General features: G+C 43.2%; 4 protein-coding genes and 1 pseudogene. 4 read left to right on the top strand and 1 reads right to left on the bottom strand.

The features are described from left to right. Positions 1-309: 309 nt before the first annotated feature. Positions 310-609 (bottom strand): (2Fe-2S) ferredoxin domain-containing protein, encoded by a 300-nt coding sequence (locus tag PX636_RS15005; protein WP_002786792.1) that lies wholly within the window; start codon positions 607-609, stop codon positions 310-312. A 186-nt stretch (positions 610-795) separates the two neighbouring features. Here PX636_RS15005 and PX636_RS15000 point away from each other — a divergent pair, with 186 nt between their 5' ends. The 4 genes and pseudogenes from PX636_RS15000 to PX636_RS14985 form a co-directional block, all read left to right on the top strand. Continuing rightward, positions 796-1,497, top strand: coding sequence for an NnrU family protein (locus tag PX636_RS15000; RefSeq protein WP_287692034.1), 702 nt, complete (start codon positions 796-798; stop codon positions 1,495-1,497). 88 nt (positions 1,498-1,585) lie between these two features. Next, positions 1,586-1,927 (top strand): thioredoxin family protein, encoded by a 342-nt coding sequence (locus PX636_RS14995; RefSeq protein WP_288117701.1) that lies wholly within the window; start codon positions 1,586-1,588, stop codon positions 1,925-1,927. A 265-nt stretch (positions 1,928-2,192) separates the two neighbouring features. Continuing rightward, on the top strand, positions 2,193-2,849 hold the full coding sequence (locus PX636_RS14990) for a vWA domain-containing protein (protein WP_288117700.1): 657 nt from the start codon (positions 2,193-2,195) through the stop codon (positions 2,847-2,849). 13 nt (positions 2,850-2,862) lie between these two features. After that, positions 2,863-3,489: pseudogene (locus PX636_RS14985) on the top strand (PP2C family serine/threonine-protein phosphatase); the annotation flags it as partial. Positions 3,490-3,635: the final 146 nt, after the last annotated feature.

Below are 3,635 nucleotides of genomic sequence, written 5' to 3'. Positions count from 1 at the left end.
TAGGGAGGCAAAATTATTTGTAGGATGGGTTAGCGGTAGCGTAACCCATGCAGGCGTTGGGTTTCATGCTTCAACCCAACCTACGTTCATCTTATATTTAATTCCACCCACCCACTTAAGTAGTCGTGCAAAATAAATTTCCTAGTGAAGAAAGGCACTCATGCACTCATGCAAGAGGCAAGGGGGGGGGGTTAGATATGTGTAATTAATTTTGCTTAGGTACTTATTCTACCGCTTAGGCACTCGCTGGGGGTTTTCTGTGGCCCTAAGTCGTCAAGTGAAGCATCACTTAAAAATTGATGATCAAGTTTACTGCCATTGAGCGTGAATGCGTGGATGGAGTAAACGCTCAACCGGTTGACCGTTTTTTAAATGTTCTTCGACAATCTGATTGACATCCTCTGGTTTAACACGACAGTACCAAGTTTCCTCGGGAATAATTCTCACCGTGGGGCTAGTGCTACACTGTCCTTGACAACCACTGGTCATAACGATGACATCTTCTGGGAGAGCTGCCGTTTGCCAAGCTAAAAGAAGCTCCGACGCACCCTGCACCAAACAGGAAGAATGCTGACAGACCATCACAAATCGCTTTTGGGGATAAGACATATTACCTAAAAAGTGGCAAAATTAGATAGTTCCCCAGTTATATTCTTGGGGGTCGCTTTGGGGAAGCATAGTTTTATTTTGCCCCGAATCCTCGATACTGGCAATACAAAAAAAGGGGGCGAAAAATTAACCATCAATCTTTAAAATAGAGTTCGGAGAAAAATTTAGTCAATCAAGAGGGTAAAAGTGGCATTCGCTAGTCATTGGGTCATGTTAGGTTTATTACTGGGTTTTGCCGTCGCCCATAGCGGATTAGCCAGTTTACGAATGGGGGGAGAAGCTATCATCGGTGCGCGACTGTATCGGGTATTATTTGCCCTTGTGAGTATCCCTCTAGCGGTAATTTTAGTAGTTTATTTCTTCAATCATCGTTATGATGGTTTGCTTCTCTGGCAAGTACAGGGAGTAACCGGAGTAAAAACCCTAGTTTGGATACTTTCGGCCATTTCTTTTTTCTTTCTCTATCCTGCCACTTTTAACCTGCTGGAGATCGCCGCTATCCAAAAACCGCAGGTTCATCTCTACGAAACCGGCATCCTGCGCGTTACCCGTCATCCCCAGATGGTAGGACAGGTGATCTGGTGTATTGCTCACACCCTCTGGTTAGGGACAAGCTTTACCCTATTAACTTCCCTAGGTTTAATTGCCCATCATCTTTTTGCCGTCTGGCATGGCGATCGCCGGTTAGAAGACCGTTACGGAGAGGCATTTTTAAAGGTCAAAGAACGCACCTCGGTGATTCCCTTTTTAGCGATTATCGATGGTCGGCAAAGCCTAAAGTGGCAAGAATTCCTTCGTCCTGCCTATCTAGGAGTAACAGGGTTTATTTTACTCCTCTGGTGGGCGCATCCTTGGCTAATGCAAGCAACAAGTAAAATTTATTGGTGATTTTGCTCCCAACCCCTTTCCTGTTGATCCCGATTGGTGTAAGATGGTTTTTATATCAAAATTAAGTTTTCATAAAATACGTTTAGACATGATGCTATCTGTCAACGAAAAGAGCTTCCCTAAGCTAGTTTTAGAGTCTTCTCGTCCGGTTCTCGTGTATTTTTGGGCGCCTTGGTGTGGTTTATGTCGTTTAATCCAACCCACCCTCTTTTCTTGGCAAAATGAGTGTCAAGATGCGATTCAATTAGTCGGTGTCAATGCCGATAATAATTTTAAATTAGCTAATAGTTTTCGTCTGCGTAGTCTGCCTACTTTAATTCTCTTCGATCAAGGTGTTCCCGTTCATCGTCTGGAGGAAATTCACAGTCGCGAGGAATTGCAACAAACCCTGCGACTAATAGTCAAAAATCAAATCCCGCGTTCAGCTTAAGGGAAAGATATCTTTTCTGATGGGTTCTGTGGTTAAAATGTATTCTAAGATACGGTAACGCTGGTGGGTGAGTGGAACGAACCACTCCAGACACAGAGAACACAAAGATTGATCGCTCTTATATCAATTAAACTTATCACACAAAGAATAAGAGAGCCTCTGATGGGACTGGCAGAGATAATATAATAGGACAAAAAGTAGATAATCTCAATTCCTAACACTCCCATAGTTCCCCCAGTTCAAAAAATTAGGAGGCTTGCAAAAAATGCCGATTGGTGTGGCTGAATTTGTCGAAAATCAGGAAACTCGCTGTCCTGTGGTACTACTACTAGATACCTCCGGTTCAATGCAAGGGGAACCGATTAAGGCTCTCAATGATGGCATCAAAACCTTTCAGGAGGACGTGATGCGGGATATCCAAGCGACGTTGAGCGTAGAAACCGCCATTGTTACCTTTGGTAGGGGAGGGGTTAAAACCGTGCAAGATTTTGTCGGAATTGACCAATTTACGCCACCTACTTTAACCGCAGGAGACTTAACCCCTATGGGAAAAGCGATTGAATTGGCCTTAGATTTAGTCGAAGATCGTAAAGCGATTTATAGAAATAATGGTATCCAATATTATCGCCCCTGGATATTTTTAATTACTGATGGTGCGCCTACGGATCAATGGAATCTGGCAGCGCAACGGGTAAAACAAGCAGAAGCAGAAAATCGGGTTTTATTTTTTTCTGTAGGTGTTCAGGGGGCCGATATGGAGAAGCTTAAACAGATTTCTAATAATCCCCCCGTGTTACTCAATGGTTTAGATTTTCGGGATTTATTTCAGTGGTTAAGTAACTCAATGAAACGAGTTTCTGGTGGTAAAATTGGAGCGGCGATCACTTTACCACCAGTGAATTGGGGACAAATTACCACCTAGAAGACAGTTAATTATGTGGAGAACATTATGTCAGTCGGTGGTCGGTAGTTTTCATATCCAAGCGGGATTACCCTGTCAAGATTACGGTGCTTATCAAGTATTGGGTCAGGATGTTTTGATTGGAGCCGTGGCCGATGGGGCCGGTAGTGCCAAACATTCGGATTTGGGTGCGAAAATAACAGTTAAAGCAGCGCTGCAATTTTTAGAGGATAAGCTCAAAAAAACAGCATTAGCTGCCACTGGAACTGAAGCCGAATTAGAGGAAATATTCCGGCAACTGTTGGCTTATGTTCAGCAAATTCTCCAAGAAGAAGCCGAAAAAGAACAGTTAGATATTAATGATCTGGCGACAACTTTACTGGTTGTTTTGGTTACTTCAAAACGGTTAGCAGCGATGCAGATAGGAGATGGTTTTATTGTGTTCAAACCTCTGGGAGGAAATTATCAGTTATTGTTTCAGCCTGACAAGGGGGAATACATCAATGAAACCACTTTTGTTACTTCTAGTAATGCTGTGGAGGATATGCAAATAAAAGTTTTAACCGAGCCAGTTGCCTTTATTTGTGTGGCGACGGATGGAGTGGAAAAGGTATCGATCGATTATAAAAATTGGCAGCCTTTTCCGCCTTTTTTTCAGCCACATTTTTAGCTGACTCATCACTGTCTTATCATAGCCAATGTCTGTCTGTTTGTCTGTCTGTCTGTCTGTGTCTGCCTGTCAGTGTCTGTCTGTCAGTGTCTGTCAGTGTCTGTCTGTCTTCCTGCCTGTCTGTTTGTCTGTCTGGC

This window comes from Microcystis sp. M53598_WE2 (genome assembly GCF_030067735.1).
GTDB classification, from domain to species: Bacteria; Cyanobacteriota; Cyanobacteriia; order Cyanobacteriales; family Microcystaceae; genus Microcystis; species Microcystis aeruginosa.
Note: the sequence above shows the minus strand (reverse complement) of the source record. Positions and strands in the feature narration are given on the sequence as shown.